This is a genomic window from Archangium sp. (genome assembly GCF_036277355.1).
Taxonomy (GTDB): domain Bacteria; phylum Myxococcota; class Myxococcia; order Myxococcales; family Myxococcaceae; genus Archangium.
Genome location: NZ_DASUNC010000152.1, coordinates 78,207 through 103,591, shown reverse-complemented (window position 1 = coordinate 103,591; position 25,385 = coordinate 78,207). Strand labels below are relative to the sequence as shown.

The window sequence follows — 25,385 nt, the reverse complement described above, 5'->3', positions numbered from 1 at the left end:
CGGCCCGCCCGGTGGGTGCACGAAAGCGCTTTGGCAGTCCCATGTCCGCGCGCTATGAGGCGCACGGCGTCTGCCGTCCCCAGTTTCCGGGACGGCCTCAATGTTCGGAGGCTTGGCGGTGGCCAGCAAGTACTCGAAGGACCTGCTGTTGACGATGTACCGGAAGATGTACCTGATGCGCCGCTTCGAGGAGCGGGCGGGCCAGCAGTACGGCCTCGGGAAGATCGCCGGTTTCTGCCACCTGTACATCGGCCAGGAGGCGGTAGCGGCCGGTGTCGAGGAGGCCATCCGTCCGGATGACTACATGCTCTCGGGTTATCGCGACCACGCCCAGCCGCTGGCGCGTGGCTCGGATGCCGGCATGGTCATGGCGGAGCTCTTCGGCCGCACCGGCGGCTACAGCAAGGGCAAGGGCGGCTCGATGCACATCTTCGACATCGAGCACCACTTCTACGGCGGCTACGGCATCGTGGGCGCGCAGATCGGCCTGGCGGCCGGCATGGCCTTCGCCAGCCGCTACCGCAACGAGGACCGCATCACCGTGTGCTACTTCGGTGACGCCGCGGCCAACCAGGGCATCTTCCACGAGACGCTCAACATGGCCGTGAAGTGGAAGCTCCCCGTGCTCTACATCTGCGAGAACAACCGCTACGGCATGGGCACGGCCATCGCGCGCGTCGCGGCGGTGCCGGAGATCCACAAGCGCGGTGAGGGCTACGGCATGCGCCACGAGGCCGTGGATGGCATGGACGTGCTGAAGATGTACGAGGCGGTGAAGGACGCGGCCGCGTACATCCGCGCCGGCAATGGCCCGGTGCTGATGGAGGCCAACACCTACCGCTTCCGTGGCCACTCCATGGCCGACCCCGCCACCTACCGCACCAAGCAGGAGGTGGAGGACGAGCGCAAGAACGACCCGATTCCGCGCCTGAAGGACTACACCCTCAAGCAGAAGCTGGCGAAGGAAGAGGAGTTCGACGCCATCGACGAAGAGGTGAAGGCGCAGGTGGACGCGGCGGTGAAGTTCGCCGACGAGTCGCCCGAGCCGGACCTCTCCGAGCTCTGGAAGGACACCATCGTGGAGGAGGGCGAGGAGGACGTGCGCCCCCGCGAGCGCGTGCTGGGCGTGAAGGTGACGAAGTGGCCCAAGTACCCGTCCGGCCAGGAGCTGAAGGTGACCTGGGATCTCGAGCCGCGCGAGCAGGCCGAGAAGGCGGACAAGGCCGCGGGCCTCAAGCGCTAGTGCTCTTCCACTGACCACCCATTACGGATTTCGCATTCGGAGCCAACAATGGCCGAGTTGATGTACCGCGAGGCGCTGAACCAAGCGCTCGCCGAGGAGATGGAGCGCGACGCCAACGTGTTCCTCATTGGTGAGGAAGTGGGCCGCTACCAGGGCGCCTTCAAGGTGTCGCAGGGACTGCTGGACAAGTTCGGGAGCGCGCGCATCATCGACGCGCCCATCTCCGAGCTGGGCTTCACCGGCCTGGGCGTGGGCGCCGCGATGGTGGGCCTGCGTCCGGTGGTGGAGATGATGACGTGGAACTTCGCCATCCTGGCGATGGACCAGATCGTCAACAACGCGGCGAAGCTGCGGCACATGTCCGGTGGCCAGCTGCGCTGCCCCATCGTGTTCCGCGGCCCGGGTGGCGCGGGCGGCCGGCTCTCCAGCCAGCACAGCCAGGCGCTCGAGGCCAACTACGCCCACTTCCCGGGACTGAAGGTGATTGCCCCGGCCACCCCGGCGGACGCCAAGGGCCTGCTCAAGGCCGCCATCCGCGATGACAACCCCGTCATCATGATCGAGGGTGAGCGCCTCTACGCCCTCAAGGGCGAGGTGCCCGAGGGCGAGCACATCGTCCCCATCGGCAAGGCGGACGTGAAGCGCGAGGGCAAGGACGTCAGCATCATCACCTGGTCGCGCATGTACTACTTCGTCGAGGAGGCCGCGAAGCAGCTGGAGGCCGAGGGCATCTCCGTGGAGATCCTCGACCTGCGCACGCTGCGGCCCCTGGACGAGGAAGCCATCCTCGCCACGGTGCGCAAGACGAACCGCGCCATCGTGGTGGAAGAGGGCTGGCCCCTGGCCGGCGTCGGTGCGCAGGTGGTGGACATCATCCAGTCCAAGGCCTTCGACGACCTGGACGCGCCCGTCGTGCGCGTGACCGGCCTCGATGTGAACATGTCCTACGCGGCGAATCTGGAGAACGCGATCCAGCCGGACGCGCCCAAGATCATCGCCGCGGTGAAGAAGGTCCTCTACCGCGAGGGAGCCTGAGAACCGTATGGCCACGCCCATCCAGATGCCCTCCCTCTCTCCGACGATGAAGGAGGGCAAGATCGTCAAGTGGCTCAAGAAGGAGGGCGACAAGGTCTCCTCCGGCGAGGCGATCGCCGAGTGCGAGACCGACAAGTCGAACCTCGAGATTGAGGCCTATGACGACGGGTATCTCCTGAAGATCGTCGTCCCCGAGGGGGAGATGGCCACCGTGGGTGCGCCCATCGCCATCCTCGGTGCCAAGGGCGAGAAGGTGGACGCCGGGGGCGCAGCCGCGCCCGCCGCTCCGAAGGCCGAGGCCCCCAAGCCCGCCGCCGCGCCCGCGCCCGCCGCTCCTGCTCCCGCCGCACAGCCCGCCGCCGGTGGTGGTGGAGGCGATGGCATCCCCGTGGTGATGCCCGCGCTCTCTCCGACCATGACGGAGGGCAAGCTCGTCAAGTGGCTCAAGAAGGAGGGCGACAAGGTCTCCTCCGGACAGGCCATCGCCGAGGTGGAGACGGACAAGTCCAACCTCGAGGTGGAGGCCTACGACGACGGCGTCCTGGCCCGCATCGTGGTGCAGGAGGGCCAGATGGCCAAGGTGGGTGCGCCCATCGCGTTCCTGGCCGGGAAGGGTGGCGCCAAGGCCGCCGCTCCCGCCGCCCAGGCTCCGGCGCCCGCCGCGGCTCCGAAGGCCGAGGCCCCCAAGGCCGCTGCTCCGGCGCCCGCCCAGGCTCCGGCTGCCGCTCCGAAGGCCGCCGTGTCCACGCCGGGAGGCCGGCTGCGTGCCAGTCCGCTGGCGAAGCGCATGGCCCGCGAGCGCGGTCTGGACCTCTCCCAGGTCCAGGGCTCCGGTCCGCTCGGCCGCATCGTGAAGAGCGACATCGAGAAGGCGCTCACCCAGGCTCCGGCCGCCGCCGCCAGGGCTCCCGCCGCCGCGGCGGTTGCTGCCCCGGGCGTGCGTCCCGAGCCGAAGGCGGTGCCCGTCACCACCATGCGCAAGGTCATCGCCCAGCGCATGGCCGAGGTGAAGCCCGGCGTTCCGCACTTCTACCTCTCGGTGGACGTGGAGATGGACGCCGCGCTGAAGATCCGCGAGGAGGCCAAGGCGCTCGAGTCCAAGGTCTCCGTCAACGACATCATCGTGAAGGCGTCGGCGATGGCGCTGCGCCGCTACCCGAAGATGAACGTGTCGCTGCAGGGTGACACCATCCTGCACTTCGAGACGGTGGATGTCGGCATCGCGGTGGCCATCGAGGACGGCCTCATCACCCCCATCATCCGCGACGCGGACAAGAAGGGGCTGTCGGCCATCTCCGCCGAGGCGCGCGACCTGGCCGAGCGGGCCCGCAAGCGTGGCCTCAAGCCGCACGAGTACACGGGCGGCTCGCTGACGGTGTCCAACCTGGGCATGTACGGCATCGACTCGTTCATCGCCGTCATCAACCCGCCGCAGGCGGCCATCCTCGCGGTGGGCTCCGTGTCGGACAAGGTCGTGGTCCGCGACGGGCAGATGGTGGTGCGCAAGCTGATGACGGTGACGCTCTCGGGCGACCACCGCGTCATCGACGGGGCCATCGGCGCCGAGTACCTCCGGGAGCTCAAGGCGCTGCTCGAGCACCCCATGCGGCTGCTGTTCTAGCCGCACCCGCCCCGGCGGGCCGCCCACTCGCGCGGCCCGCCCGGGGCTTCCGGCCCGTCATTCGCGGGCCGGCTCCTTCTCCTCGTGCATCTCGTGCTCCAGCTTGCGCTGGGCCTCGGTGACGCCGGCCTGCTCGGCGCGCTGGGTACCCGTGGGCAGCTCGTTCTCGTGCTCCTCGGAACGGCCCTTGATCCCGGGCCACGGGTCCGGATGGGTGGCCTGCACGTGCTCGATGTGCTCGGCGTAGTGGGGGTCCTTTTTGTCCGCCATCTCGTGCCTCCTCGCTGGTGGGAGTCTCGCCATACGGTGGGGGTTGAGGTGGGAGACGGCCATGGTGGGTGCGATTCCGGAGGCGCCGCTCCCCCGCCTGCTGGGAAGGCGTTCGAAAAGTGCGCGCAACTCTTTCGTGAGCTGCTTAACTTCTCAGCAATGAATGATGACGACATGAGGCGCACGCGGCTGGAGGAAGGCATGAAGGAGTTGGAGACGCGCATGGGAACTCCCTCGCCGCTGGCCCAACCCCTTCACCAGGCCCTGCTCGGGGCCGTGTTCCCCCTGTCCGTGGATCAGCTCGTGCTGCTGGCCCGGGAGAACGAGGCCCCCTCGCTCGTCGTCTCGCTGCTGGGCAGCCTGCCGGCGCGGCGCTTCGAGTCCCTGGACGCCATCCAGCAGGCGCTGGAGTCCCAGGCGGGCGCGAGCGAGGAGGCCACCGAGGCCCCGCTCGCTCCCATGCCCTCGCGCTGAAGGCCCCAGGTGCGCTCTCCTGGGAGCGGGTAGGGGAGCGCTTGACGCCGAGCATGCCGGGGTTCCCGGTGCGTGCGGGTGTTCTCATCTGCTCAAACACGGCCCATCGGGTTTTGGGCGTGACGTGGTATCTCTTGGGGCGTGGGCGCAGTGGGGAGGCACGGCGGAGTGGCGTGGTGGGGCCTGGCCCGGAGAGGAATTCCATGAACCCGTCTGACCTGCCCGCCGTCCTCTATGTCGACGACGACGCGCTCAACCTGAGGGTGTTCGAGGCGAACTTCGGCTCGAAGTTCCGCATCTTTCGCTGCTCGACGCCGGCCGAGGCGCTGACGCTGCTGGAGCAGAAGCGCAGTGAGATCGGCGTCATCCTGTCGGACCAGCGCATGCCGCAGATGACGGGCGTGGAGCTGCTGGAGCGCGCGCGCACGCTGGCGCCGGACGCCAAGCGCATGCTCGTCACCGCGTACTCGGACATGCAGGCCGTCATCGACGCGGTGAACCGCGGCCAGGTGAGCCGCTACTTCGTCAAGCCGTGGGACCGGGCCGAGGTGCTGGCCGCGCTCGAGGACGGCCTGAAGATCGCCCGGCTGGAGCTGCGCATCCGCGAGGTGGAAGGGCGGATGATGAAGGCCGAGCGTCTGGCCACGCTGGGCCAGGTGACGGCCGGCATCGCGCACGAGCTGATGGGCCCCGTGGGCTACCTGTCGCAGAACGTGGCCTCGCTGCGGCGCGATCTGGAGTGCGTGGTGCAGTACGCCTCCAAGCACCTGGCGGCGGATGCCTCGCCCGAGGTGGCGAGCGTGCTGGAGGATCTGCCCTCGCTGCTGCAGGACCTGGCCACGGGCGCGGATCACCTGCGCGGGGTGGCGCTGGGCCTGAGGGCGCAGGCGCGCGGCGAGGACATGGAGGTCTCGGCGGACGTGGCCGAGGTGGTGTCCTTCGCGGTGAAGCTGGCGCGCGCCGAGGTGCGTGATCGCGCCCGCATCACCACCATGGGCGAGCCGGTGAAGGTGACGTTCGGCCCGGTGAAGCTGACGCAGGTGCTGCTCAACCTGATCGTCAACGCGGCGCAGGCCATGGAAGGCACGGGCCGGCCGGGCCGCATCGAGGTGCGGTGGACGTCGCGCGAGCAGAACGTGGTGCTCACCGTGGCGGACAACGGCTGCGGCATCTCGCAGGAGCTGCAGGAGAAGGTCTTCCAGCCGCTCTTCACCACCAAGCCGGTGGGCATTGGCACGGGCCTGGGCCTGTCCATCTGCAAGGAGCTGGTGACGCAGGCGGGCGGCGCGGTGCGGCTGTCGTCCAAGCAGGGCGAGGGCACCGAGGTGGAGCTCACGCTCCAGCGAGTCCAGCTCCCCTGAGTCCGAAGGCGTTGTGCAGCAGGCGCCACACGCGCAGGAGCGCCTGCTGCTCATGGGCGCCGATGTGCTCCACCAGCACCTCGCGCCGCGTCTCCTGCTTCGAGTCCTTGCCCCCGGGGCGCCACGCCACCACCAGCGCGTAGCGTCCGGGCGCACGCTCCACCACATCCACCGAGGTCACCTCGTCGAAGGGCACCCACTCGGCGCGGGTGGCTCCCGGGGCCCAGCGCAGCCGCTCCAGCCGCAGCCGCTCGGTGGCGAAGTGCAGCACGAAGCGGCGCCGGCCGAGCTGTCCCTCCAACTGGAGCGCGAAGCCCACCAGGGCCACCGCCACCATGCCCAGCGCGAGCGGCACGGAGCCCACCGCCCCCTCGCCGCCCAGCAGCACCCCCACCACCGCGCCCGCCGTGCACAGGGCCGCCAGCACCAGACAGAGGCTCGGGAGCTGCCGCCGCCAGAAGGCGGGCGGGAGGGACTCGCCCAGGAGTCGGCCGGGCTCGTACCGGAGTCGTACGTCGCCCAGCCGCCGCGGGGCGGGGTTCTCCTCCAACGCGTTCGCGAAGCTCGCCACGTCTTCCAGCATAAGCCTCACATGGCGTTGCTCGAAGTCCGGCGCGAGCTGTGCGATTCTCGACCGCATGGACCTCCCCTTCGAGACGGACGAGGGCGGCGGGGGTGAGGAGGGTGGAGGGACCCTCGCCTCGACCGTGCTGGTGGTGGACGACGAGCCCGTGGTGCGCGACGTGTGCGCCCGGTTGCTGTCGCGTGAGCCGGACCTGGTGGTGAGCCTGGCCGAGGACGCCGAGGAGGCGCTGGAGCTGCTGCGCTCCCAGCGCTTCGACGTGCTCATCACCGACAAGAACCTGCCGGGCATGGGCGGCGTGGAGCTGATCGCCGAGGCCCGAGGCCTGCAGCCGGCGCTGGAGGCGGTGATGATCACCGGCTACTCCAGCTCGGAGTCGGTGATCGCCGCCTTCGCGGCCGGAGCGAGCGACTACATCCTCAAGCCCTTCGAGGACCTGCGGCTGGTGCGGGCCAAGGTGCGCGCCGCGCTGGAGCGCCGCTCGGAGCGGGTGAAGGGGCGCGAGCTGGCGCGGCGGGTGGCCCGTGAGGCCGCCGAGCTGCTGGAGGCCGGTGGGCAGGCCTCGCCCGAGGCGCGCGAGCAGCTGGAGACGCAGCTGCGCGCCTACGAGCAGGCGAGCCGGGTGGCCCCGGGCGGGCAGATCGCCGTGGTGGGCAGTGCGGATGCGCTGCGGGCCCTGCTGGACGAGGGACTCGAGGCCGTGGCGCTGCCCCCGGACTCTCCGGCGCTGATGGGCGCGGCCGTGGTGGTGCTGGAGACGGGCTCGGCGGACTGGTGGGAGATCGCCGAGCGCCTCCAAGCGGCCACGCCGGACGTGGTGCTGCTGGCCGGCCCCCACGCGGACCTGGCGGACCTGCTGGATGCGATCACCCTGCGCCTGGAGCTGGTGGGCTTTGGCACCGCCTCTCCGCTGTCGCTGCCGGAGCGGGTGCGCATGCTGCTGATGCGCCGCAGCCTGCAGCGGGCCCAGGCGGGCCTGGCGTCGGCCCTGGCCACCTTCCGCGCGAGCCTGGGCGCGTAGCCTCGAGCGGGGCGGGCCCGCAAAAGCGAAGCGCCCGCCTCTCGGAGAGAAGCGGGCGCTTCAGTGACCCTGCCGGGATTCGAACCCGAGTTTGTGCCGTGAGAGGGCACCGTCCTAACCGCTAGACGACAGGGCCGTGCTACCCAACCCTACTGTGCTTCAGTGACCCTGCCGGGATTCGAACCCGAGTTTGTGCCGTGAGAGGGCACCGTCCTAACCGCTAGACGACAGGGCCGGTATTGCTACGACCGGGTAATACAAGCTGGGGAACTAGGATTCGAACCTAGATAAGCAGAGTCAGAGTCTGCTGTCCTGCCGTTAGACGATTCCCCAAGGACTGCTCTGCTGCGTGCTGCCGAAGTGCTGTCTGACTACCGCAACCGCCCTGCCTCTGCAACTTCCTTTTTCGAACCGCCCGGCTACCGCGACTTCTTCCCGGACTTCGATTCCGGCTTCTTCGCGGGCTTGGCCGGAACCGGCGCCGCCTGCAGCGGAACGACGTAGATACGGACCTCGTCGTTCGCCTCATAAATGTTCAACCCCTCGAAGTTCCTTCCCGAGGGATTGACGATGTGGACGGCCTTCACGCCCGGCTGGTTGACCACCGACCTTCGAGGGAAGGCGCTCGCTGGATAGACCGTCTTGTAATACTCCAGCGTCTTCTCGAAATCGTGCGGTGCCCGGTACCGCAGCTCGCCGACCTTCTGCGAGCCATCGGGGATTTGAGCCCCGTTCACCACCTCCGCCGCCGCCACCGATACCCAGAGCGCCGCTACCGCCGCCCCGAGCGGGCGCGCCTTATAGAAAAGGCAGATCAGGCTGTCAAGGGCTCGCGTCATGGGGCGGCAGGATAGGGCCCACGGGCGGAGGTGTCCACCCCAACCTGTGGGCCCTGTTGAGGGCAGGTGACTACGGCCGGGCCAGCGCCGCGTCCAGGCGGTGGAGCGTCTCCTCGCGGCCCAGCAGCTCGAGCGTCTCGCCGATGCCCGGGCTCACCGTTCCGCCGGTGGCCGCCACGCGCACCGGCTGGGCCACCTTGCCCATGCCCACGCCGGCCTGCTCGCTCACCTTCTTCACCACCTCGTCCAGCGCGGCGGCGCTCCACTGCGGCAGCGCGGCCACCTGCTCGCGCACCTGGGTGAGCAGTGGCTTGGACTCGGCGGTGAGGTGCTTGGCCGCGGCCTTCTCGTCCAGCGTCACGCCGTGCTGGAAGTACTTGAGGGCCATGTCCGCCATCTCCTGCAGCGTCTTGGCGCGCTCGCGGAAGGCCATCACCACGCGCTCCAGCCGCGGGTCTCCCGCCTTCACCTGCACGTCCCGGGCGGCGAGGAAGTTCACCAGCTGCTCGGCCACCACCGCGGGAGGCAACATCTTGAGCCACTGCTGGTTGAGCCACATCAGCTTGTCCGGGCTCCACACGCCGGAGGTGGTGCCCACGTGGTCGAAGTCGAACCACTCCACCATCTGCTCGCGCGAGATGACCTCGTCGTTGCCGTGGCTCCAGCCCAGGCGGATGACGTAGTTGCTCAGCGCCTCGGCCAGCACGCCGTTGCGCTTGTGCAGCATCACGTCCGCCTCGGGGTGCTTGCGCTTGGAGAGCTTCTCGCGGTCCGGCCCGAGGATGAGCGGGAAGTGGGCGAACTCGGGCGGCTTCCACCCGAAGGCCTGGTACAGCATCAGCTGCGGGAAGGTGGAGTTGACGTGCTCCTGCCCGCGCCCCACCAGGGTGATGTCCATGGTGCGGTCGTCGATGACGCAGCCGTAGTTGTAGAGGGGGATGCCGTCCGCGCGCATCATCACCCAGTCATCCAGGTCCGAGTACTGCTTGGTGATGGGCCCGAGCACCTTGTCGTTGAACGTCACCTGACCCTCGCCATCCGGCATGCGGAAGCGGATGACGGCGGTGCGGCCCTCGGGGATGTCCTTGCGGTCGCGGCAGGTGCCCTCGTACTTGTAGGTGCCCGGCTTGCCCGTGGCCTTCTCCACCGCGGCGCGCCGCGCGTCGATCTCCTCGCGCGTGCAGTAACAGCGGTAGGCCTTGCCCTCGGCGATGAGCTGGTCCGCGTACTTCTTGTAGAGCTCCAGGCGCTGCGTCTGGAAGTAGGGCGCCACGGGGCCCTCCTTGCCCGGACCCTCGTCCCAGTCGATGCCCAGCCAGGTGAGCCCGTCGAGGATGGCCTTCACGGACTCCGGCGTGGAGCGCTCCTGGTCCGTGTCCTCGATGCGCAGGATGAACACACCCCCGTGGCGCTTGGCGTAGAGGTAGTTGAAGAGGGCGGTACGGGCGCCTCCGATGTGCAGGTAGCCGGTCGGAGACGGAGCGAAGCGGACGCGAGGAACAGGAGCCATATCGAAGGGGCGCGGATAGCAGGAGCGGGCTTGGGTGGTCAACGAGCGGCCGGGACTGGCCGTCTTCGCTGCCCGCGGCCCGGCCAATGCATTAGACTGCCGCGCACCGAGGGCTCTTGCATGAAACTTCACACCGCGCTCCGCGCGCTCCTGCCGTTCGTCCTACTGCTCTCCCTGGCGGCGAGCGCCACCACGATGCTGAGGGCGGACCTGCCGGAGCTCGCCCAGTCCTCCGATGCCATCGTCCACGGCACCGTGCGCCGGGTGGAAAGCCGGTGGAGCGGCGATGGACGCCGAATCATCACGGATGTGGAAATCCAGGTCACCGAGGCCCTGAAGGGGCAGGCGAGCGGCACGGTGCTCGTCACCCAGCCGGGTGGGCGGGTAGGCGACATCGGGCAGCGGGTGAGTGGCCTCGCCGCCTTCACCCCCGGGGAGGAGGTCGTCGTCTTCCTGGAGCGCCACGGCAAGCAGGCCTTCCGCGTGTCGGGCATGGTCCAGGGCAAGTACCAGGTGCAGCGCTCGGAGGATGGCAAGAGCGCCATGGCCGTGCCGGAGCCCACCGGTGACGTGCTCCTGCTGGACCGGGACTCGCGCCAGCCCACCCCCTCCTCGCAGCGCTCCATGTCGCTGCCGGAACTCAAGGCCGCCATCCGCACCGCGCTCGAGCAGAAGCCGGCTCCCACGCGCGCCCAGGAGAAGCGGCCGTGATCGTCGCCTCGCTCCTGGTCTCGCTCGCCCTCGGGCAGAGTGCGCCCTTCATCCGCAGCCGCGTGAATACGGCCGCGGATGCGCAGTGCCTCTTCTGGACGGTGCCCACCCTCAACTGGCAGCTCAGCAGCGTGGGCAACCCGAACACCAGCACGGAGGAGCAGAAGCAGAAGGAGTTCGCGGCCATCCGGCGCTCCTTCCAGAGCTGGCAGTCCATCTTCGACTCCTGCGGCAACCTCCGCTTCTCCGAGGGCTCCCCCGTGGATGACCGCAAGGTGGGCTACGAGCTGAAGGGGGACAACCGCAACCTCGTCCTCTTCCGCTCCCGGCGCTGCGCGGACTTCGTCCCCTCCGACAACAAGTGCTGGGACGAGGAGACGTGCGGCAACGACTTCGACTGCTGGGACAGCAACCCGGACACCATCGGCCTCACGCTCACCACCTACGACGAGAAGTCCGGCATCATCTACGACTCGGACATCCAGCTGAACGCGAGCGGCTTCGTCTTCACCACCGTGGATCCGCCCGCGCCCATCTGCTCGCGGCCCGTCAGCACCAACCCCGGCACCTGCATCGCCACCGACGTGCAGAACACCATGACGCACGAGATCGGCCACCTGATCGGCCTGGACCACACCCGGGCGCTCGGCTCCGTCATGAACCCGAGTGCCCCCCAGGGTGAGGTGTCCAAGCGCACCATCGACGAGGGCTCCGCCGACTTCGTGTGCGAGACGTACCCGAGGGGCCAGGCCAGCCAGAGCTGTGCCTCGCCCTCGCTGGAGCGCAGCGGGACCGCCACCGTGCTGGGTCCGCATGCCGGGTGCTCGAGCTCCGGCGCCGGGGCCTGGTGGCCCGCGATGATGGGAGGGGCCCTGCTCGCGTGGCGCCGCCGCCGGAGCAGCCGCCGATGATGCGCTCCTCGCCGTGGCTCGCCCTCGTGGCGCTCGTCCTCTGCGCGCCCGGGGCCGAGGCCCAGCGGTACCAGCGCACCCTGGTGCCCGGGCGGCCCTACTGTGTCCTCTGGCCCGGCCGTGACTTCGTGTACCGGTTCGATGCCGCCGGCAGCCGCCGCACGCCCGGGGACTCCGAGTTCGCTTCGCTCGAGGCCGCGTTCTCCTCCTGGCGCGCGGTGTCCGCCACCTGCAGCGACTTCACCTTCACCCGCGGGCCGGACATCCAGAATCCCCGGGTGGGGTACGTGCGGGACAGCCAGGATCCCAACGCCAACGAGAACGTCATCACCTTCCGCGAGGTGGACTGCAACGACATCGTCCCGCCGGAAGATCCGTGCCTCGAGTCCGACACCTGCTCCAACGTCTACGCCTGCTGGGACCACGGCGCCGCCGTCATCGGGCTGACCACCACCACCTTCAGCTACCGCACCGCCTACATCCTCGACGCCGATGTCGAGTTCAACGCCAGCGTCAACGGCCGGGGCTTCCTCTTCACCACCGTGGACTCGCCGATGTGCGAGGGCGCGCAGTCCACCGACTGTGTCGTCACGGACGTCCAGAACACCGCGACCCACGAGTTCGGTCACGTGGTGGGGTTGGACCACGTGTCCGAGCTCGGCTCCACCATGGAGCCCACCGCGCCGCCGGGGGAGACCCACAAACGCATCATCGACGCGGGCAGCGCCGCCGGCTTCTGCCAGGCCTACCCCCGGGGCCTGCCGCCCACCCAGTGCGTCGGGCCCGAGCCCGGCCGTCACTTCCAGGCCATTTCGCAAGGCCCCGGCATTGGGTGCGGCGCGGCGCCCGAGGCCCTGTTTCCCACGGCGGCGTTGCTGGGACTGCTCTCGCTCGGCCGGCGGAGGAAGCGGCCAGCCAGGCGTGATGGAGCGGACTCCTGACGCTGGAGTGATTAAAGAAGGGGGGCCCATGGCCATCGCCTTCTTCGACCTGGACAAGACGCTGCTCGCGGTGAACTCGGGTTCCCTGTGGATCCGCCGCGAGCTCGCCCTGGGCCACATCTCCCGCATGCAGGCGATGCGCGCCAGCCTGTGGCTCGCCCGCTACCACATGGGCCGCGTCTCCATGCAGGACGCGCTGCTCCAGGCCATGTCCCATCTCCAGGGCCGCGACGAGCAGCCCATCCGCGAGCGCACCATCCGCTTCTACGAGGAGCTGGTCCGCTCGCAGTACCGCCCCGGTGCCCTGCGCGCCCTCGAGGAGCACCGCTCGGCCGGGGACAGGCTCGTCCTGCTCACCTCGTCCTCCGGTTATATGTCCGAGCTGGTGGCCCGCGACCTGGGCCTGGATGCCATCCTCTGCAACCGCCTCGAGGTGGATGCCGCCGGCTGCTACACCGGGCGCCCCCTGGGCGAGGTGTGCTTCGGCGAGGGCAAGCGCTCCCATGCCCAGGCCCATGCCGCCGAGGCCGGTGTCCCGCTGTCCTCGTGCGCCTTCTACACGGACTCGTACTCGGACCTGCCCGTGATGGAGGTGGTGGGCCGCCCCGTGGCCGTCCACCCGGATCGCCGCCTGCGCCGCGAGGCCCTGCGGCGCGGCTGGCCCGTGGTGGATTGGGGGACGCCCGAGGCGGCGGGGGCCGTGGCCCTCGAGTTCCCCTCACAGTGAGGCATCACTCGTAGTCGACTACGAGTGGTGTAGGTTGATGTGCCACATCAATCGTAGTCGACTACGAGTGATGGTGTTCAAGGCGCTCATACCCTCACCCCGACCCTCTCCCAGAGGGAGGAGTGGGGGTGAGCGAGGAGGGGAGGCGGCTCAGCGGCGGCGCGGCGCCACCAGCCGGATGTTGAAGACGTAGTCCACCGCCACCGGCTTGCCCTGCAGCTGGATGGGCTTGTAGGTGCGCGACTGCAGCGACTGCACCACCGCCTCGTTCATGTGCGGCAGGCCCTTGATGACCCGGCAGTTCTCCACCTGGCCCTTCTTGGTGATGGTGCACTTCACCACCATCGTCCCCTCCACGCGGGCCGCCAGCGCCTCGCGCGTGTAGACGATGTCCTTGCCCTGCAGCTCCACCGGACGCGGCATGCCCTCCTGGAAGGGCACCGGCCCGTCTCCCGTGGGCGCCAGGCCCTTGGACAGCGCCAGCACCGGCACCGCCAGGCCTCCACCCGCGGGCTCCGCCGCCGGCTTCTGCTCCGCCTGCTTCGGCGCCGCTCCGGGCACCGGCGCCGGAGGCGGCTCCGACTCCAGCATCACCGGCGCAGACATGGAGCCCAGCGCCGTCACCGTGGAGTTCCGTCCCTCGGTGCCCGAGGCATGCTCCACCTGGTTCCTCGAGGAGGACGCGACCCGGCTGCCCCCGCGCGCACGCTGCAGCTTCTGGGAGAACACCACGTCACCCGAGCCGCCCGTGATGACCGTCTCCGTCTGGTAGCCGTCGAGCGAGAAGGTGAGCTCGGCGGTGACCGTGTCCTGGCCCTTCTCCTTGGGAATCTCCAGCAGCAGCGGCGTCGTGCCGCGCTCCTCGCCCCTGTAGACGACGCGCGCCCCCGTGGGCTGGCTCATCAGCCGGAAGCGCACCACCTGAGCCGCCGCCTTCTCCTCGGGCGCCGTCACCTGCGCCGCCGCCACCGGCTCCTGCTTGGGCTCCGCGCGCGTGAAGACCCCAGAGGACCACAGCAGCCCGCCCGTGAGGGCCACGGCGATGCCTCCGCCCACCAGCCCTCCCAGCAGCAGCGTGCGCCGGCGGGTCTTCTGCATGTCCGGCGGCACCACCACGCTGATGTCCACCGCCAGCGTGTTGTTCTCCGCCCCGTTGTCCCCGGTGATGCCCGCGAAGAGCGGCGTCTTGTGCGGACCCGTGGTGTTCTGCCCACCCGGCCGCTTGAAGATGCCGCTGTGTCCGCCCGCGGCCATGCTGGCCCCGCGCATCGCCTCCAGCAGCTCCTCCATCGTCTGGAAGCGGCGCGCTGGATCCTTCTCCAGGCACCTGCGCACCAGCAGCTCGATGTCCGGCGGCACCTGCACGTCCGGCCTCACCGAGCTGAACGCGGGGGGCGGCTCCTTGTGGTGCGCGAAGATGAGCTCGATGTGATCCTTCGAGACGAACGGCGGCCGCCCCACCAGCATCTGGTAGAGCATCACCCCCAGCGAGTACACGTCGCTGCGGATGTCCGCCTCGTTGCGCGCCTGCTCCGGCGCCATGTACGCCGGCGAGCCCAGGAAGGTGCCGCTCTGGGTGATCTCCGGGTTGGGCGCGTCCTCGGTGGGGGCGATCGACTTCACCAGCCCGAAGTCCAGCACCTTCACGAGATCCTGATCGGACTCGTTGAGGACCATGATGTTGGCCGGCTTCAAGTCCCGGTGCACCACGCCCAGGTTGTGGGCCTCGCGCAGTGAGCGGCAGATCTGCTGGGCGATGCTCAGCGCGCGCGCCCAGGGCAGGGGACCGGTCTCCGCCAGGAGCTGGCCGAGCGTGCGGCCCTCCAGGTACTCCATGGCGATGTAGTAGATGCCGTCGTCCGTCTGCCCGTAGTCGATCACCGTCACCGTGTTGGGGTGGCGGAGCTTGGAGGACAGCGAGGCCTCGCGCAGGAAGCGCTTCTGGAAGCCCGGATCCTTGCTGGTGGGGAAGTTGGGGTTGAGCACCTTGAGCGCGACCACCCGATCCAGGGGGGTCTGCTGGGCCCGGTAGACCCGTCCCATGCCTCCGACGCCGATCGGCTCGAGGATGCTGAAACGGCCGTTGAGCGTTCGCCCGATGAGAGGATCCGAGCCACCATCGCCCGGTCCCTGCGAGTCGCCCTGCGAGTCGCCGGTCACCATTTTCTTTATGCTCCCCCGGTCTTGGCCTGGGTCGGAACCATCCGCACGGCCTCCCATGAAACCACATCTCCCGGAAACACGCGACCTGTCGAGGGGGGCGCCTGCCCGGTTCCTGTCCTCCCAACTCCACCGCGTGCCCGGCGAGCAGCCGGATGTGAGCCCCGCATTGACGGGTCCCGCAATGTCGGACTACCGTCCAATCCTCTTCCCGCATGGACCCCAGCGGGCTCGCGATGGTCGATTCCCCTCCGATGACAGCGGCTGAAGCCCAGGCGAGGCGTGCGTCGGTGCAGAAGCGCCTGGCGCAGGTGGAAGAGGAGATCGTCCGGCTCCGGCGCGAGCTGGCCACGCTCGGCGTGGATCAGCGGCTGCCCGGCCTCTACCTCACGGTGGAGGTGGCCGGTACCACCGCATTGCTGCCCGTCGAGGCGGTGATGGAGGTGGTGCGGCTGGTGGCCATCGAGCCCCTGCCGGCGGCGCTCCCCCATGTGCGCGGCACCATGCTCTACCGGGGCACTCCCGCGGTGGTGGTGGACCTGGCCGCCATGCTCGGCGTGCGCCGGGAGCCGGACCTGGACGCGCACCTGGTCATCTGTGGGGGCGCCCGCACGGTGGCCGTCCTCGTGGATCGGGTGCGCGACCTGGTCGAGTCCCCGGTGCTGGTGGAGGGCTCCGTCTCCGGAGAGTCCACCCACGCCTGGGATGGGACGGGGTTGATGGCGGGCCTGTGCCGCACGCCCGAGGGCATCCGCCCGCTGCTGCGCGCCTCGGCCATCCTGGCCGTTCCGGAGGGGGCGTGAAGGACACGGTGCGCGTGGAGCGCCTCGACGAGGCGACCCTGGGCGGGCTCGAGTCCGTGCTGCGCATCGCGTGCGGCATGGTGCTGGCCCCCAGTGTGCGGCCCTCGTTGGGGACCGCCCTCACGCGCGCCGCCGAGTCCCAGGGACTCCCCACCGCCGACTTCCTCCAGCGGCTGCTGGCCCGCGACACCGCGGCGGTGGAGGCCTTCATCGGCTACGCCGTCATCGGCGAGACCTACTTCTTCCGCCACCCGGAGCAGCTGCGCGAGCTGGCCCGCATGGCTCCCTCCCACCCCGGCCCCTTCCTGGTGTGGAGCGCCGGGTGCGCCAGCGGCGAGGAGCCCTACAGCATCGCCATGACGCTGCTGGCCGCGGGCCTGCCTCCCGAGTCCATCCGCGTGGTGGGCACGGACGTGTCCGGGCGGGCCCTGGAGCGGGCCCGGCAGGCCACCTACTCCCCCTGGTCCGTGCGGCGCATGGAGCCCGAGCTGGAGCGCCGCTTCCTCACCATCCGCCCGGAGGCCGTCAGCGTCCCCCCCGAGGTCCGCGCCCGGGTGGAGTTCCGCCGGCACAACCTGGTCACGGATCCGCCGCCCGTGTCCGGTGCCCAGGCCGTCTTCTGCCGCAACGTCCTCATCTACTTCCCCCCGGAGGTCATCCCCACGGTGCTGGAGCGGCTCGTCCGGGCGCTGGCCCCCGGTGGCTGGCTCTTCCTCGCCCCCGCCGAGGTGCCCTTCGCCAAGGGCATGGGCCTGGAGGAGCGCGAGGTGGAGGGCATGCCCGTGTTGTGCAAGCCCGTCCCCGGTGAGCGCGTCACCCCTCGGGCCGCCCGCCCCGCGCCCCTCCGGGTGCTCGCCCCCCGTGCCCCCACCAGCCCGCTGCGGCGCGTGCAGACGCCCACCCGCGCCACCCCGGCCACCGAGGCGCCCGCCCCCGCGGCCGCTCCCGTGGCCCAGGCCCTCCGGGCAGGCCCGGCCATGACGCCCCCGCCGCTCCCCCCGGCGCCTGGCGGGACGGGCACCCCCGTGGCGGACTCGCTGGAGCAGGCCCTGGCCGCCGCGCGCGCCGGCCAGTTCGACGTGGCCGAGGAGTTCGCCCGCCTGGCCGCTCGCGAGCTGTCCCCCGAGGCCTACCTGCTGCTGGCCATGGTGGCCGAAGGCCGGGAGGACGTGCAGGGGGCCGTGGCCGCGGTTCGCAAGGCGCTCTATCTGGAGCCTCAACTGGCCATCGGTCATGCGATGCTCGTGGCGTTGTATGGGCGGCTGGGTCAGCCCGAGGAGGCGGAGCGGGCCCGCCGGAACGCCCTCCGGGCGCTGGAAGGACTGGATGACGAACACGTGCTGCGCGGAGTGGAGGCGATGACGGCGGGGGGGTTGCGGCGCGCGCTCGTTCCGGGCGTGAGGATGGGAAAGTCGGGTGCGCGATGAGCTTGGAGGAGCTGTGGAAGTCACTGGCATGAAACCGCCCGAGATCCAAAGGCTGGACATGCGCCGGCTCAGCCTGAGGACCAAGATCCTGGCCATCACCGGCGTGTCGGGCGCGCTGGTGACGGCCGTGCTCGTCGCCGTCTTCTCGTTCCAGATGCGCGAGTCGCTCAAGGTGGAGTTCGCCAAGCGCGCCGCGGCGGCCAGCCAGGAGCTGGCCCACCACCTGGGCACCGCCACCTGGTCCCGGGACGAGGAGGGCCTGCGGCTGGCCACGGCCATCACCCTGCGCAGCAACCCCAACATGGCGTACGTGGTGGTGCGCGATCGGCAGGGAGAGCTCCTCGGCCACGCCGAGGTGCAGCGCCTGGTGAACCCGGCGATGCTGCCGGCCCTGCCCGAGGACGCCCCCGCCCGCCGCGAGCTGTCCGTGGGCAAGCGGCCGGTGCTGGAGACGTCCGCCCCCATCTACTTCGAGCCGCGCGGCCCCCGGACCGAGGGCGGCTCCCAGCCGCGGGAGCTCGTGGGCTCGGTGCAGGTGGGCCTGGAGCTGGACGTGCTGGAGGAGGCCGTCCAGAGCATGGCCGTGCGCGCCCTCGGCCTGGGCCTGCTGGCGCTCGCCGTGTGCCTGCTGGGCGTGGCCGCGCTGTGCCGCGTGCTCATCGTCCCGCTGGAGCGCCTGGCGCGCGCGGCGGCCGGCATGGCCTCGGGAGACCTGCGGCAGCAGATCGACGCCAGCGGCAGCGACGAGGTGGGAGACCTGGCGCGCAGCATCGCCACCATGGCGGAGATGCTCACCAACCTCCTCAAGGACCTGCGCGGCGCGGCGGCGGACATGGAGCGCGAGGCCACCAACGTGCTGGCCACCTCCTCGCAGCAGTCCGCCATGGCCAACGAGCAGGCCTCCGCCATCCACGAGACGGGCGCCACCGTGGCGGAGATCGCCCAGACGTCCAAGCAGGCCACCTCCTTCGCGGACACCGTCATCAGCGGCACCAGCCGCTCGGATGCCCTGGGCGCCGATGGCCAGAAGGTCGTCGACGAGAGCGTGGCCGCCATGGAGAAGCTCAGCGAGCAGGTGAAGGCCATCGCCCTCGCCATCACCGACCTCAACGAGCAGACGCTCCAGATTGGCGACATCATCACCACCGTGAAGGACGTGGCCGAGCAGTCCAACCTGCTGGCGCTCAACGCCTCCATCGAGGCGGCCAAGGCGGGAGATCAGGGCCGCGGCTTCGCGGTGGTGGCCATGGAGATGCGCACCCTGGCCGAGCAGTCGAAGATGGCCGCCAACCAGGTGCGCGCCCTGCTGGGCGAGGTGCAGAAGGGCACCCGCGCCGCCGTGTCGGCCACCGAGGAGGGCAGCCGCCGCGCCCTGGCCGCCATGGAGCTGGCCCAGAGCGCCGGGGCCGCCATCAAGGGCCTGTCCGACGTCATCCGGGACTCCTCGGGTGCCGCCCGGCAGATCGCCGGCAATACCCGGCAGCAGACCATCGGCGTGGAGCAGATCGCCGCGGCGATGAACGAGTTGACCATCGCCATGCAGGACAACGTGGAGGGCACCAAGCGCATCGAACAGGTGGCCGGTAACCTCTCCAATCTTTCCAAGCGCTTCTCCGACCTCGTCGGGAAGTACCAGCTGTGACCGGGGGCGTGTTCGTGGAGGCAAGGGACGTATGAAGGTTCTGATCGTCGAGGACACGAAGACCATCACCAACCTCATCCAGGTGTACCTGATGGGGTGGGGGCTGGAGTTCTTCGAAGCGAGTAACGGAGTGCAGGGACTGGCGCGCGCCCGGGAGATCAAGCCGGATCTGATCATCTCGGACGTGCAGATGCCGGAGATGGACGGGTTCGCCCTGTGCGCGGCCGTCCGCGCCGACCCCATCCTCTTCTCCACGCCCTTCGTGATGCTGACGTCGCTCAAGGATGACGCGAGCCGGCAGCGCGGACGGCTGGTGGGTGCGAGCGCCTTCCTCAACAAGCCCGTGGCGGTGGATGACCTGCGCGAGAAGGTGCGCAGCATCCTGAAGCTTCCCGCCAGCAAGTACTGACGAGGGGTCATGGCCGGCGACCAGTCGCGCGAGAAGATCGACTACACGGCCCTGCGCCGCAAGCTGGACGAGGCGCAGGCGGTGCTCGAGGGCGCCCAGGTGCTCAGCCCGGAGCGGCGCCGCGAGGTGCTGGCCGAGCGTGCGCGCGCGCTGGCCGAGTCGCGCCATGAGGAGCGGCGCGAGACGTTGTCGGTGCTCGCCTTCCGCGTGGGCGGTGAGCGCTATGCCGTGCCCATCGACGCGGTGGACCACGTGCTGGAATCCAAGGGCCTGTGCCCGCTGCCGGGCGCCCCGCGCCACGTGCTGGGCGCGCTGGTGTCGCGCTCGCGCGTGGTGCCGGTGCTGGACTTGCGGCAGGTGCTCGGCCTGGAAGGAGGCGGCATGTCCGACCTGACGCGCGTGGTGGTGGTCGAAGTGTCCGAGGAGTTCTTCGGACTGGCGGCCGAAGAGGTGGATGGACGGCAGGAGCTGCCTCGCGCGGACCTGTCGCACCCGCCGCCTGGACCTTTCACGTTCCTCACCCGGGAGCGGTTGATGGTGCTGGACCTCGTCCAGCTCAGCGATCCCGCGGTCGTGGGGCGGGGCTAGGGCGAGGGACGAATGGATCCTCGGGTTCTGCGGAGCCTCTGGCCCATCTTCGCCGCGGAGACGCGCGAGCAGCTGCAGACCATCGGCACCGCGGTGCTGGGGCTGGAGCAGGGCTCGGCCGATCAATCGGCCGAGCAGCTCATCGCGCTCAAGCGGGAGGTGCACAGCCTCAAGGGGTCCGCGGCCAGTCTGGGCCTGGCGGACATCGAGCAGTTGATGCACGCCCTCGAGGACGGGCTGGCGCGCTGCGCTCCCGGCCATGTGCCGCCTCCCGGACTGGTGGAGACGACGCTGCGGATCCTCTCGGCCATGGAGGCGGCGCTCAACCGCGGTGACGCGGGCGAGATGCCGGCCATCGAGGGCCTGGGGCCGCTGCTGGCCGCGCTCGGGCGCGGTGGCTTCGAGCAGGCCCCCGAGGTGAAGGCCAACAAGGTGCCGGCGCAGTTCCGGCGCGACGGCCTGCAGACGCTCGAGAAGCTGGAGACGTCGCTGACGCGGCTGTGCTCGCCGGGCCTGGAGGACCGCCCCGGTGCCGTCTGGGAGGCGGTGGGCCTGGCCGAGCTGCTGAAGGCCGCGGCCAACACCGCCGGCATCTCCGCCGTGGAGTCGCTGGCGAGCTCCGTGCGGGCGGGTTTCGCGCGCATGGAGGAGGCGGGCGTCGGGGCCAGCGTGGCGGCCTCGGACATCGCGGGCTCGCTGGTGCAGCTGCGCGGCGCCCTGGAGTCGCTCTCCGAGGAGACGCCGGCCGAGCCCGCGGCGGCCCCGGCCGAGCCCGAGGTGACGGCACGCTCGGCGGCCGGCCGGCGCCAGCAGGACATGGACCGGGCGGTGCGCGTGTCCGTGCGGACGCTCGACTCGCTGGCGCTCCAGGTGGAGCAACTCGCGGCGGGCCGGGCACAGCAGCTGCGCCGCGCCGAGGCCCACCGCGAGCTGTTGGAGCAGACGCACCAGGCCCTGCTGCAGCTGGAGCGCGCGGCGCAGCAGCTGGCGCTCTCCGGAGGCGGCGGCGCGCTGGAGTCGCTGCGCGCGGGCGTGGGACAGGTGCGCGGCGTGCAGAAGCGGCTGGTGCAGCTGTCCAAGGACGTGCACCGCGAGGGCGAGCAGCTGGCGCTGGTGGCCCAGGTGGTGCGCGACGACCTGCGCGATCTCCGCATGGTGCCGGCCTCGCAGGTGCTGGAGCCGCTCAAGCGCACGGTGCGCGAGCTGGCGGCGCGGTTGGGCAAGGACGTGGAGCTGGTGCTCGCCGGGGGCGACGTGCGCATCGACCGGCGCATCGTCGACGTGCTGAAGGATCCGCTGCAGCACCTGGTGCGCAACGCGCTGGACCACGGCATCGAGACGGCGGCGCAGCGCACGGCCGCGGGCAAGCCGCCGCGCGGACTGCTCACGGTGCGCGTGGAGCCCCGGGGCACGCGTCTGGCGGTGGTGGTGGAGGACGACGGCGGAGGCCTGTCGCCGGAGAACGTGAGGGCCACGGCCGTGCGCCGCGGGCTGCTCACCGAGGCGGAGGCCGCCAAGCTCACCGAGATGCAGGCCGCGCGGCTCGTCTTCGAGCCGGGCTTCTCCACGAGGGATCAGGTGACGGAGACGTCCGGCCGCGGCGTGGGCCTGGACGTGGTGCAGACCACCGCCACGCGGCTGCAGGGCGCGGTGGACCTCTCCTACGAGAAGGGCAATGGCACGCGCTTCACCATCGACCTGCCGCTGATTCTCGCGGGCGCGCTGGGGCTGCTGGTGCGCACGGGCACGGCGGTGGTGGCCATTCCCTCGGACGCGGTGGAGCGCGTGCTGCGCCTGTCGCCCGGGGACGTGGGCACGGTGGCCGGGCACGTGGTGGCGCGCGTGGAGGACGAGCAGCTGCCCTTCCACCCGCTCTCCACGTCCATCGGCATGCCCCGGCTGCCCCTGGCCATCGAGTCGGGCAAGCCGCAGACGGCCATGGTGCTGGCGCTCGGCGGCGTGCGCGCGGTGTTCGCCATGGACGCGGTGGTGGGTCAGCAGGAGATCGTCGTCCGCTCGCTGGGGAGGCACCTGCAGACGGTGTCGCACCTGGCCGGGGCCGCCGTGCTGGACGACGGCAGCGTGGTGCCGGTGCTCAACGCTCCCGAGCTGCTGCGCGTCGCCGCCGCTCCGGTGGTGCTGCGCGCCGCCACCGAGGTGCGCCGCTCGCACATCCTCGTGTGCGACGACGCGCTCACCACCCGCTTCGCCATCAAGTCGCTGCTGGAGATCGCCGGTTACTCGGTGGTCACGGCCGGCGATGGCGAGGAGGCGCTGGGCATCCTCGAGCGCACGCCGTGTCAGCTCGTGGTGAGTGACTGGCAGATGCCCCGGTTGGACGGCATCGGGCTCACCCGCCGCATCCGCGCCCACCCGAAGCTGTCGCACCTGCCCGTCATCCTCTGTACCTCGCTGGACAGTCCGCAGGAGCGGGCCGCCGGCCTGGAAGCGGGCGCGGACGGCTACCTCGTCAAGCGCGAGGTGGAGCGCGGCAAACTGTTGGACCTGGTCCGCCAGCTGCTCCCCTCGGGCGCCTGAAGCAGGCGAGGGGACGAGGCCCGCCCCGGAGGGTGGGTTCCCTTCTCCTCCCGTCCTGGCATGTGCATGTTGCCGGGACCAGGAGGCGGCGTGGAGGATCAGGTCGCACTATGGATCGCGGGCTTCTCGTATCCGGCGGTGTTCCTGCTCCTCCTTCTGTGCGGAGTGGGCGTGCCGCTGAGCGAGGAGCTGGTCATCATCACCGGTGGGCTGGTGGTCGCTCGCAGCGGTGCGAACCTGCCGGTGATGGTGCTCGCCGCCTACCTGGGAGTCGTGGCCGGGGATAGCATGCTGTACCGGATTGGCCGCTCGCTGGGGCCGCGGGTGTTCTCGCATCCCAAGCTGTCGAAGATGCTGACCCCGGCGCGCATCGAGCTCCTCCAGAAGCTGTTCGCGCGCAGGGGCGCGGTGGCGGTGTTCCTCGCGCGCTTCCTGCCGGGCCTGCGCGCTCCGGCGTTCCTGCTGGCGGGAGCCACCGGGCTGCCCTACCGCCGGTTCTTCCTGGCCGATGCCCTGGCGGCATGGGGTCCGGCCCTGGGGATGACGTGGCTGGGCTTCCGGTTCGGTCCCCGGGTGCTCGCGGACGTGCAGGGCGGCTTGCGGTGGCTGCTGCTCGCGGCGGTGATGGTGGCCGTGGGCGTGCTCGGCGTGCGGTGGATGCGGCGGCGGGCGGCGGTGCGCGCCACCCGCGTGGTGCAGGCTCCCGAGGGAGAGGCCTGAGGTCACTCCCACGCGGCCGCTGAGCAGCTCAGTGCTCGTGCCTGCAGCGGCCGATGAAGCGGACCAGCTCCGTGTGGAACCACTGCGGCGCGTCCAGCATCATCCAGTGACTCGTGTGCGGCAGCGTGGAGTGGGACAGCTCGGGCCGCTGGCCGGCGAACGTCTCCGGGCCGGTGCTGGCCACCAGCGCGTGGGTGGGTCCGGTGAACCGCTCGAAGGCCTCGTCCGGGTTGTAGCGGAAGAGCGACTCCATGTTGCCGGCGATGGCCTCCCGCCGCGAGGTCCTCAGCGTCTTCATGACCAGCGCGCGCGTCTTCTCCTTCGCCTCGAGGAGCAGGGGCGTGAACCAGTGCTCGTGGAAGCCGCCGTACTTCGCCTCGCTGAAGTTCTCCAGCCAGGCGTCCACCTGGGCCTTCTCATGGCGGCGCGGGTCTCCCATCGGGTCGACATAGAGAAGCCCGGCGAGCCGCTCGGGGTAGTACGAGGCGAAGGCTCCGGCCACCGCGGCCCCGAAGCCGTGGCCCACGAGGATGAACTTCTCGGGCAGCAGCGCGTCGGCGATGGCGGTGACATCCTCCACCGAGGACTCCACACCAAAGGGGCCGTGGCCACCGCCGCTCTCGCCCATGCCGCGCTGGTCGAACGAGACGCTGCGGGTCGTGAGGCCGTGCTGCGTCTCCGCCCAGTGCGTCCGGTCGGCGGCGAAGTCGTGCACGAAGAGGACGGGGATGCCGCCGTCGCCTTCGACTGTCGCCATCAGCCGCCCCGCGGGTCCGGGGACCGTCACCGTCGTCGCTTCCTTGTGCTTCATCGTGTCCGCTCCCGGCCCCCGCTATTGGCCAGGGCCATCTTCGGAGTCTGACCCAACGCGGCGGGAACGCGTAGCGGCTGGGGCTCGTGCGCTCACCTTCGAACATCGTGAGCGCGGGCCTATGCGCTTTCCGCCTCCAGCAGTGCCGCGAGGAACAGCTCGTAGGTCAGCTCGGCGACAGGCCGCTTCTCGCGGCGGGCCTGGGTGCGCAGCGCCTTGGGCAACGAGCACGGTTGGCCTTGCTCGCCATCGCGCATCTTCACGTAGCCGCGCTCGGAGAAGCCGACGACCTGCCAGCCCCGTTTGCGGAGTGCCTGGCTGAGGTCATCGGTGAGCTGGTGGTGGACGGCCTTGGCCATCGGATGCAGGCCGAAGATCTCGCTCGACCAGCCACCGTCCTCCTCGTGCCAGCCCTTCGCGCGCAGGTAGTTGGCCTTGCGCGCGAGCGAGAGTCCTCCAACGTGTCGCTCGAGCTTCACAGGGACGCGCGGGTCAGCGGACCGTCGAAGCTCTGCCCCTCGCACTCGACATAGGCGTGGTCGCCCACCAGGGTCAGCGACAGCTTGATCCGCCGGGAGTCGAAGCCGGAGAGCGCACGCAGCAGGTCGGCGTCGATCGCGGCGAGCTCTGCCTTCGCCACGCGTAGGGCCTTCGCCTCACGTGCCTCGGTGAGGAACGCCTCGAGCCGCTGCGGAGACTCGAACAGCACGGACACCTTCGCGTGCGGGTTCTGATCCACGGCGCGTTGAATCTTCACCGGGTCCGCCTTGCCCACGCGCACCCAGCTCGTGACCAGTCCGGTGTAGTCGCGGCACTCGAGGTCCGGCTCCTCGGGCTCGCCCAGACCCTTGCCGAAGGCCAGCCGCTCTTCCCACAGCCAGCAGTACGCGAACACCCGCAGCCAGACCCGCTGCATGGTCTCGGACGGGTGGCGTGCGACCTTGAAGTTCAACTGCGGCTGGTCGATCGCGCGATCGACGTGGCTCAGGGCGATCTGGAAGTCGTACAGCGTCGGAGCGAGGGTCATCGGAGCGAGCTAT

Annotated in this window: 25 protein-coding genes and 3 tRNA genes; 17 read left to right on the top strand and 11 right to left on the bottom strand. The window is 70.4% G+C overall.

The window, feature by feature from the left end:
• Positions 1–118: 118 nt before the first annotated feature.
• Genes pdhA through VFZ09_RS37985 form a run of 3 tightly spaced genes read left to right on the top strand, consistent with a single transcriptional unit; the run spans position 119 to position 3,899 of the window.
• Positions 119–1,243 carry a pyruvate dehydrogenase (acetyl-transferring) E1 component subunit alpha gene (pdhA, locus tag VFZ09_RS37995; protein WP_329732696.1) on the top strand — a complete coding sequence of 375 codons (1,125 nt, stop codon included), beginning with the start codon at positions 119–121 and terminating at the stop codon, positions 1,241–1,243.
• Positions 1,244–1,291: 48 nt separating this feature from the next.
• Complete coding sequence (locus tag VFZ09_RS37990) at positions 1,292–2,278, top strand: pyruvate dehydrogenase complex E1 component subunit beta (RefSeq protein ID WP_329732667.1); 987 nt, start codon at positions 1,292–1,294, stop codon at positions 2,276–2,278.
• Positions 2,279–2,285: 7 nt separating this feature from the next.
• Positions 2,286–3,899, top strand: a complete 1,614-nt coding sequence (locus tag VFZ09_RS37985; RefSeq protein ID WP_329732666.1) for a pyruvate dehydrogenase complex dihydrolipoamide acetyltransferase — start codon at positions 2,286–2,288, stop codon at positions 3,897–3,899.
• Positions 3,900–3,956: 57 nt separating this feature from the next.
• Here the strand turns inward: VFZ09_RS37985 and VFZ09_RS37980 are convergent, their stop codons facing one another.
• Entirely contained in the window at positions 3,957–4,169 is a 213-nt protein-coding gene (locus VFZ09_RS37980; protein WP_329732665.1) for a hypothetical protein, read from the bottom strand.
• Positions 4,170–4,343: 174 nt separating this feature from the next.
• Here VFZ09_RS37980 and VFZ09_RS37975 point away from each other — a divergent pair, with 174 nt between their 5' ends.
• On the top strand, positions 4,344–4,643 hold the full coding sequence (locus VFZ09_RS37975; protein WP_329732664.1) for a DUF2795 domain-containing protein: 300 nt from the start codon (positions 4,344–4,346) through the stop codon (positions 4,641–4,643).
• A 203-nt stretch (positions 4,644–4,846) separates the two neighbouring features.
• Positions 4,847–6,004 (top strand): sensor histidine kinase, encoded by a 1,158-nt coding sequence (locus tag VFZ09_RS37970; RefSeq protein WP_329732663.1) that lies wholly within the window; start codon positions 4,847–4,849, stop codon positions 6,002–6,004.
• Here the strand turns inward: VFZ09_RS37970 and VFZ09_RS37965 are convergent.
• Positions 5,976–6,644, bottom strand: coding sequence for a hypothetical protein (locus VFZ09_RS37965; RefSeq protein WP_329732662.1), 669 nt, complete (start codon positions 6,642–6,644; stop codon positions 5,976–5,978). The genes VFZ09_RS37970 and VFZ09_RS37965 overlap by 29 nt on opposite strands.
• Here VFZ09_RS37965 and VFZ09_RS37960 point away from each other — a divergent pair.
• The gene (locus VFZ09_RS37960) at positions 6,643–7,608 is read left to right on the top strand and encodes a response regulator (RefSeq protein ID WP_329732661.1); all 966 of its coding nucleotides are present in this window, start codon (positions 6,643–6,645) and stop codon (positions 7,606–7,608) included. The genes VFZ09_RS37965 and VFZ09_RS37960 overlap by 2 nt on opposite strands.
• Positions 7,609–7,672: 64 nt before the next feature.
• On the opposite strand, the gene VFZ09_RS37955 is transcribed toward VFZ09_RS37960, so the two are convergent.
• The 5 genes from VFZ09_RS37955 to gltX all read right to left on the bottom strand — a co-directional run bounded on the left by VFZ09_RS37955 (position 7,673) and on the right by gltX (position 9,957).
• Positions 7,673–7,744 (bottom strand) — tRNA-Glu (locus tag VFZ09_RS37955).
• Positions 7,745–7,771: 27 nt separating this feature from the next.
• Positions 7,772–7,843: transfer RNA gene (locus VFZ09_RS37950), tRNA-Glu, on the bottom strand.
• 27 nt (positions 7,844–7,870) lie between these two features.
• Positions 7,871–7,941: transfer RNA gene (locus VFZ09_RS37945), tRNA-Gln, on the bottom strand.
• Between the two features lie 86 nt (positions 7,942–8,027).
• Entirely contained in the window at positions 8,028–8,447 is a 420-nt protein-coding gene (locus VFZ09_RS37940; protein ID WP_329732660.1) for a hypothetical protein, read from the bottom strand.
• 70 nt (positions 8,448–8,517) lie between these two features.
• Complete coding sequence (gltX, locus tag VFZ09_RS37935) at positions 8,518–9,957, bottom strand: glutamate--tRNA ligase (protein ID WP_329732659.1); 1,440 nt, start codon at positions 9,955–9,957, stop codon at positions 8,518–8,520.
• Between the two features lie 120 nt (positions 9,958–10,077).
• Here gltX and VFZ09_RS37930 point away from each other — a divergent pair, with 120 nt between their 5' ends.
• Genes VFZ09_RS37930 through VFZ09_RS37915 form a run of 4 tightly spaced genes read left to right on the top strand, consistent with a single transcriptional unit; the run spans position 10,078 to position 13,247 of the window.
• Positions 10,078–10,668 carry a hypothetical protein gene (locus VFZ09_RS37930; RefSeq protein ID WP_329732658.1) on the top strand — a complete coding sequence of 197 codons (591 nt, stop codon included), beginning with the start codon at positions 10,078–10,080 and terminating at the stop codon, positions 10,666–10,668.
• The gene (locus VFZ09_RS37925) at positions 10,665–11,579 is read left to right on the top strand and encodes a myxosortase-dependent metalloprotease, MXAN_2677/MXAN_2678 family (RefSeq protein WP_329732657.1); all 915 of its coding nucleotides are present in this window, start codon (positions 10,665–10,667) and stop codon (positions 11,577–11,579) included. The genes VFZ09_RS37930 and VFZ09_RS37925 overlap by 4 nt, the downstream gene beginning before the upstream one ends.
• On the top strand, positions 11,549–12,520 hold the full coding sequence (locus tag VFZ09_RS37920; RefSeq protein ID WP_329732656.1) for a myxosortase-dependent metalloprotease, MXAN_2677/MXAN_2678 family: 972 nt from the start codon (positions 11,549–11,551) through the stop codon (positions 12,518–12,520). The genes VFZ09_RS37925 and VFZ09_RS37920 overlap by 31 nt, the downstream gene beginning before the upstream one ends.
• Before the next feature lie 28 nt (positions 12,521–12,548).
• On the top strand, positions 12,549–13,247 hold the full coding sequence (locus VFZ09_RS37915; RefSeq protein ID WP_329732655.1) for an HAD-IB family hydrolase: 699 nt from the start codon (positions 12,549–12,551) through the stop codon (positions 13,245–13,247).
• Positions 13,248–13,397: 150 nt separating this feature from the next.
• Here VFZ09_RS37915 and VFZ09_RS37910 read toward each other — a convergent pair whose 3' ends face one another.
• Positions 13,398–15,410, bottom strand: a complete 2,013-nt coding sequence (locus tag VFZ09_RS37910; protein WP_329732654.1) for a TonB family protein — start codon at positions 15,408–15,410, stop codon at positions 13,398–13,400.
• 233 nt (positions 15,411–15,643) lie between these two features.
• Here VFZ09_RS37910 and VFZ09_RS37905 point away from each other — a divergent pair, with 233 nt between their 5' ends.
• The 7 genes from VFZ09_RS37905 to VFZ09_RS37875 all read left to right on the top strand — a co-directional run bounded on the left by VFZ09_RS37905 (position 15,644) and on the right by VFZ09_RS37875 (position 23,534).
• On the top strand, positions 15,644–16,210 hold the full coding sequence (locus tag VFZ09_RS37905) for a chemotaxis protein CheW (protein ID WP_329732653.1): 567 nt from the start codon (positions 15,644–15,646) through the stop codon (positions 16,208–16,210).
• Positions 16,207–17,637 carry a CheR family methyltransferase gene (locus tag VFZ09_RS37900; RefSeq protein ID WP_329732652.1) on the top strand — a complete coding sequence of 477 codons (1,431 nt, stop codon included), beginning with the start codon at positions 16,207–16,209 and terminating at the stop codon, positions 17,635–17,637. Before VFZ09_RS37905 ends, VFZ09_RS37900 begins: the two co-directional genes overlap by 4 nt.
• Positions 17,638–17,665: 28 nt before the next feature.
• The gene (locus VFZ09_RS37895) at positions 17,666–19,279 is read left to right on the top strand and encodes a methyl-accepting chemotaxis protein (protein WP_329732651.1); all 1,614 of its coding nucleotides are present in this window, start codon (positions 17,666–17,668) and stop codon (positions 19,277–19,279) included.
• Positions 19,280–19,310: 31 nt separating this feature from the next.
• A complete protein-coding gene (locus VFZ09_RS37890) occupies positions 19,311–19,688 on the top strand; it encodes a response regulator (RefSeq protein ID WP_047858980.1) in 378 nt (125 codons plus the stop codon).
• Positions 19,689–19,697: 9 nt separating this feature from the next.
• Entirely contained in the window at positions 19,698–20,276 is a 579-nt protein-coding gene (locus tag VFZ09_RS37885) for a chemotaxis protein CheW (protein WP_329732650.1), read from the top strand.
• Positions 20,277–20,288: 12 nt separating this feature from the next.
• Positions 20,289–22,814: a hybrid sensor histidine kinase/response regulator gene (locus VFZ09_RS37880; RefSeq protein ID WP_329732649.1), complete on the top strand. Its 2,526-nt coding sequence runs from the start codon at positions 20,289–20,291 to the stop codon at positions 22,812–22,814.
• A 90-nt stretch (positions 22,815–22,904) separates the two neighbouring features.
• Positions 22,905–23,534 (top strand): DedA family protein, encoded by a 630-nt coding sequence (locus VFZ09_RS37875; RefSeq protein ID WP_329732648.1) that lies wholly within the window; start codon positions 22,905–22,907, stop codon positions 23,532–23,534.
• 28 nt (positions 23,535–23,562) lie between these two features.
• On the opposite strand, the gene VFZ09_RS37870 is transcribed toward VFZ09_RS37875, so the two are convergent.
• The 3 genes from VFZ09_RS37870 to VFZ09_RS37860 form a co-directional block, all read right to left on the bottom strand.
• The gene (locus VFZ09_RS37870; RefSeq protein ID WP_329732647.1) at positions 23,563–24,345 is read right to left on the bottom strand and encodes an alpha/beta hydrolase; all 783 of its coding nucleotides are present in this window, start codon (positions 24,343–24,345) and stop codon (positions 23,563–23,565) included.
• Positions 24,346–24,464: 119 nt separating this feature from the next.
• The gene (locus VFZ09_RS37865; protein WP_329732646.1) at positions 24,465–24,824 is read right to left on the bottom strand and encodes a hypothetical protein; all 360 of its coding nucleotides are present in this window, start codon (positions 24,822–24,824) and stop codon (positions 24,465–24,467) included.
• Positions 24,821–25,372, bottom strand: coding sequence for a YaeQ family protein (locus VFZ09_RS37860; RefSeq protein WP_329732645.1), 552 nt, complete (start codon positions 25,370–25,372; stop codon positions 24,821–24,823). The genes VFZ09_RS37865 and VFZ09_RS37860 overlap by 4 nt, the downstream gene beginning before the upstream one ends.
• Between the last annotated feature and the right edge of the window lie 13 nt (positions 25,373–25,385).